This window comes from Terriglobales bacterium, from assembly GCA_035624475.1.
Classification (GTDB): Bacteria; Acidobacteriota; Terriglobia; order Terriglobales; family Acidobacteriaceae; genus DASPRL01.
In genome coordinates, this window is the sequence record DASPRL010000094.1 from 1 (window position 1) to 4,663 (window position 4,663).

A 4,663-nucleotide genomic window follows, 5' to 3' on the forward strand; every position below is an offset into this window, starting at 1 on the left:
CGCTGGGCGAGGCCTTGGGGCAGAAGTACGTGGCCGTGGCCTTCCCTGGTGCGAGCAAGGCGTCGACCCTGAAGATGGTGATGGCGCTGGAGAAGGCGCTGGGCGAGGACATCCAGGGCCTGGACTGGATGTCAGAGACCACCAAGCAGCAGGCCATGGTGAAGCTGCAGGGAATCGCCAACAAGATCGGCTACCCGGACAACTGGCGCGACTACAGCAGCGTCAAGGTGGAGCGCACCGACCTGCTGGGCAACGCGCGGCGGGGCGCCAGCTTCGAGATCCACCGCGACCTGAACAAGATCGGGCAGCCGGTGGACCACAAGGAGTGGGGCATGACGCCGCCCACGGTCAACGCCTACTACAACCCGCAGATGAACGACATCAACTTCCCCGCCGGCATCCTGCAGTTGCCCTTCTTCAGCAAGGACCAGCCGCTGGGACTGAACTTCGGCGGCATCGGGGCGGTGATCGGGCACGAACTCACCCACGGCTTCGACGACGAGGGCCGCAAGTTCGACGTCAAGGGCAACATGAGCGACTGGTGGACCGACGAGGACGGCAAGAAGTTCGAGGAGCGGGCCACCTGCGTGGCCGACGAGTATTCGGGCTTCACCGCCGTGAAGGACCCCTCCGATCCCGCCAAGGACGTCAAGCTGAACGGCCGGCTCACCCTGGGCGAGAACACCGCCGACAACGGCGGCCTGCGCATCGCCTATATGGCGCTGGAAGACACGCTCAAGACCGACCCCCAGCCCCCCTATGAGGGCTTCACGCCGCAGCAACTGGTCTTCCTGGGCTGGAGCCAGGTGTGGTGCCAGAACCAGACTCCGCAGGTTGCGGCCCTGCGCGCTAAGGTGGACCCGCACTCCCCCGGCCATGACCGGGTGAACGGTGTGGTCAGCAACATGCCCGAGTTCGCCAAGGCGTTCAGTTGCAAGAAGGGCCAGCCCATGTACCCGGAGAAGCAGTGCCGGGTGTGGTAAGAGCAGTGGATAGTGAATAGCGGATAGTGGATAGAAAGAACCTGGCCCAAGAAGCCGCCGGCGCGGAGATGATCCGCGCCGGTTCCTTTTTTCTATTCACCATTCACTATCCACTGTCCACTTCAGTGAGCACGTAGCAGCAGGGCCTGGAGGGCGGCGAGGTCGCCGGGGCTGGCGTCGGTGATGGCGAGGTAGTGCAAGCCGCCCTGGTCCCAACTGGTGACGTGGAAGTTCATCTCCGTCGCGGAGGCGGGCACGGCCGCCACGTGGGCGCGCTCCGGGAAGATGAAGACCGAGATCCTGTGCTGGCGAACCTGGAAGAGCAGGAGCGCGCCCGCGGTCTCGTGGAAGTAGGCCACGCGGCCGCCTATCAGGGTGAAGGGGGAGCCCGCCAACTCGGGCAGGTCGAAGGTGAAGGGCAGGCGGCCGGCGAACCAGGGCTTGACGGTGTGGCGGTCGCTGGAGACCACGTCCACGGGACTGCTGCCGGCCAGGTTGGAGACGTGCAGGTCCACGATCTCGGCCAACGCTTGCCGTTGCCGTTGCTGCTGCGCCCACCAGGCTGAACCCACGACGACCACCACCAAGAACGCGGCCGCCGTGGCCAGGGCAGGCACCCATCCGCGGAACCGACTGCGCCGTGGCGGCACGGCGATGCTCCGCCGCACGCGCTCGCGGAACTCGGCGCTGGGAGCGTAGGCGCGCCCGGCGGCGCGCACCGCCCGCTTCATCTCCAGGCGGGCGACGACCTCGGCGGTGCACTCGCCGCAGCCGCGCAGGTGAGCCGCCAGGGCGGCGGCTTCGGCGGGCGGCAGCTCGCCGTCGGCCAGGCGATCGTGCTGGGCGAGCCAGGCAGCGCAGCTCATCGCACCGCCTCCCGGGCTGCGAGGGAGGCACGCACGGCGCGGCGCGCGCGCGCCAGCCGCGACATCACCGTGCCGATGGGGATGGCCAGCGACTCCGCTGCCTCCTGGTAGCTCATCTCTTCCACGTCCACCAGCAACAGCACCTCGCGAAAGATCACCGGCAGCTCGTCCAGGGCGCGGTGCAACTGCGCGGCGCTGCCCAGGGCCAGCAGGACGTCTTCGGGGGTGCGCTCCTCGACCAGCGCCGGCGGCTCCGCCTGCTCTTCCTCCAGCGGCACGGTGCGGGTGGCGGCGAGGCCCGAGCGCGAGGTGAGGAAGGTGTTGCGCAGGATGCGGAAGATCCAGGCGCGGAAATTGGTGCCCGGCTGGAAGGAGCCGAAGCCACGCAGCGCCTTGACGTAGGTTTCCTGCACCAGGTCTTCGGCCTCCTCGCGGTTGCGGGTGAGCCAGCAGGCGAAGTTGAAGAGGGCGTCGAAGAGCGGCATGGCCAGCTCCTCGAACCCGCCGCCTTGGAAGGCTTCCTGGGACACCACGCATCCTCCAGAACAAAGTGTTGGACGTTTTATTCCCGCCGGAGACGCAAAAAAGTCGCGACTGGCAGCCACGCCTCCGGGGAATAAGACTCGCGCCGCGTGGTTAGCGTTAGCGCAGGCTGCAGATGCAGCGACGCGGCTTGGCGAAAGGGTGGAACATGGCCGACGACCTCATCCTCCACGACCACAGCCACGACGGGGTGGACCGCCGCGGCTTTCTGAAGTGCATGGCCTGGGCGGGCGCCGGGGCCTTCTGCGTGCTCCAGGGCGGGGTGCTGAAGTCCTTCGCCCTCAGCCAGATGGACCGCCACAGCGCGGCCGCCATGAAGGGCGAACTGAGCTTCGTGCAGATCAGCGACAGCCACATCGGCTTCAACAAGCCCGCCAACCCCGACGTGGTCGCCACCCTGCAAGAGGCCATCACCAAGATCAACGCCCTGCCCACGCCGCCGGAGTTCGTGCTGCACACCGGCGACCTGACCCACCTCTCCAAGGATGCCGAGTTCGATCTCCTGGAGCAGAACCTGAAGAGCCTGAAGACCGGCCGCATCCACTACGTCCCCGGCGAGCACGATGTGCTCAACGACAACGGCAAGCAGTACCGGGAGCGCTTCGGCAAAGGCGCGACGGGAGACGGCTGGTACAGTTTCGAGCAGAAGGGCGTGCACTTCATCGGGCTGGTCAACGTGCTCAACCTGAAGGCGGGCGGCCTGGGCGACCTCGGTCACGAGCAACTGGAGTGGCTGGAGAAGGACGTGAAGCACCTCGGCAGGAGCACGCCCATCGTGGTGTTCGCCCACATCCCGCTGTGGACGGTCTACCCCGAGTGGGGCTGGGCCACCGACGACAGCGCCCAGGCGCTCTCCTATCTGAAGAAGTTCGGCTCGGTCACGGTGCTGAACGGCCACATCCACCAGAGCATGCGCAAGGTGGAGGGCAACGTGACCTTCCACACCGCCATGTCCACCGCCTTCCCGCAGCCCGAGCCGGGGAAGGCGCCCTCGCCGGGGCCGATGAAGGTGCCGGAAGGCCAGCTGCGCACGCTGCTGGGCGTGACCGACGTGAACTTCGTGCGCGGCCGGCACGCGCTGGCCATCACCGATTCCGTGCTCGCCGTGTAGGCGCGGAGCGCTCAACCCAGGAGGTAAGCCATGAAGACGACTTTGGCGTTCAAGCTATCGGCGACCGGCCTGGCACTGGCCGTCATCGTACTGGCGGCCTGCCAGACGGCCCCAGCCGGGTCCAAGGAAGCCGCGGCGGCCAAGTACACCGTCGAGATCGACAATTACAGCTTCACGCCGCAGAGCATCACGGTGCCGGCGGGCGCGACCGTGACCTGGACCAACGCCGACGACGTGCCTCACACTGTGGCCGCCAGCGACATGGCCTTCCACTCCAAGGCCATGGACACCGACGAGCAGTATTCACACACCTTCGACCAGCCCGGGACTTACAAGTACTTCTGCACCGTGCATCCGCGCATGACTGGGACGGTGGTGGTGGAGAAGAAGTAGTTAGTAGCTGGTAGTTAGGAGTTAGCAAGACCCAGGCCCGCCTAGCATCGCTCCTCTCTCGCACCCCGGGGCTTCGGCCCCGGGCTTTTTTGCATCGGGACATCGGATGATCGGGTCATCGGGTCATTGAAAGACACCAAGGGCAGATCACCCGATGACCCGATCACCAGATCACCCGATGGTCTGGGCCTGTTCGTGGGCGTGGTAGCTGGAGCGCACCAGCGGGCCGGATTCCACGTGGCGGAAGCCCATCGCCAGCGCCTCTTCCTTCAGGGAGCGGAACTCGTCGGGAGTGTAGTAACGCTTGATGGGCAGGTGGTTCTTCGAAGGGCTCAGGTATTGACCGACGGTGAGGATGTCCACCTTCTCCGCGGCCAGGTCGCGGAAGACTTCCAACAGTTCCGGGACGGTCTCGCCCAGGCCCACCATCACCCCGGTCTTGGAGATCATGCCCGGAACGAACTCCTTCACGCGGCGCAGCAGCTCCAGGGTGCGCGGATAGCGGGCGCCCGACCGCGCCACGGGATAGAGCCGGGGCACGGTCTCGGTGTTGTGGTTGAGGACATCGGGGCGGGCGTCGAGCACGGCGCGCAGCGAGGCTTCGTCGCCCTGGAAGTCGGGGATGAGCACCTCGACGCGGCAGCCCGGAGCCTGGCGGCGGATCTCCTGGATGGTGAGGGCGAAGATGCGGGCGCCGCCCAGATTGTCGTCGTCGCGGTTCACGCTGGTGACCACGGCGTGACGCAGGCCCAGGCGGGCGACGGCTT

At 66.7% G+C, this 4,663-nt stretch carries 6 protein-coding genes; 3 read left to right on the top strand and 3 right to left on the bottom strand.

Annotated elements, in window-relative coordinates:
* On the top strand, positions 1–983 hold a 983-nt coding region (locus VEG08_04045), incomplete at its 5' end, for a M13 family metallopeptidase (protein ID HXZ27155.1).
* Positions 984–1,105: 122 nt separating this feature from the next.
* Here VEG08_04045 and VEG08_04050 read toward each other — a convergent pair.
* Positions 1,106–1,849 (bottom strand): zf-HC2 domain-containing protein, encoded by a 744-nt coding sequence (locus VEG08_04050; GenBank protein ID HXZ27156.1) that lies wholly within the window; start codon positions 1,847–1,849, stop codon positions 1,106–1,108.
* Entirely contained in the window at positions 1,846–2,379 is a 534-nt protein-coding gene (locus tag VEG08_04055; GenBank protein ID HXZ27157.1) for an RNA polymerase sigma factor, read from the bottom strand. The genes VEG08_04050 and VEG08_04055 overlap by 4 nt, the downstream gene beginning before the upstream one ends.
* A 161-nt stretch (positions 2,380–2,540) precedes the next feature.
* On the opposite strand from VEG08_04055, the gene VEG08_04060 reads away from it, so the two are divergent.
* Together VEG08_04060 and VEG08_04065 are read left to right on the top strand one after the other, a co-directional pair.
* Entirely contained in the window at positions 2,541–3,503 is a 963-nt protein-coding gene (locus VEG08_04060) for a metallophosphoesterase (protein ID HXZ27158.1), read from the top strand.
* A gap of 30 nt (positions 3,504–3,533) precedes the next feature.
* Entirely contained in the window at positions 3,534–3,896 is a 363-nt protein-coding gene (locus tag VEG08_04065) for a cupredoxin family copper-binding protein (protein ID HXZ27159.1), read from the top strand.
* 171 nt (positions 3,897–4,067) lie between these two features.
* On the opposite strand, the gene VEG08_04070 is transcribed toward VEG08_04065, so the two are convergent.
* On the bottom strand, positions 4,068–4,663 hold a 596-nt coding region (locus tag VEG08_04070; protein HXZ27160.1), incomplete at its 5' end, for a lipoyl synthase.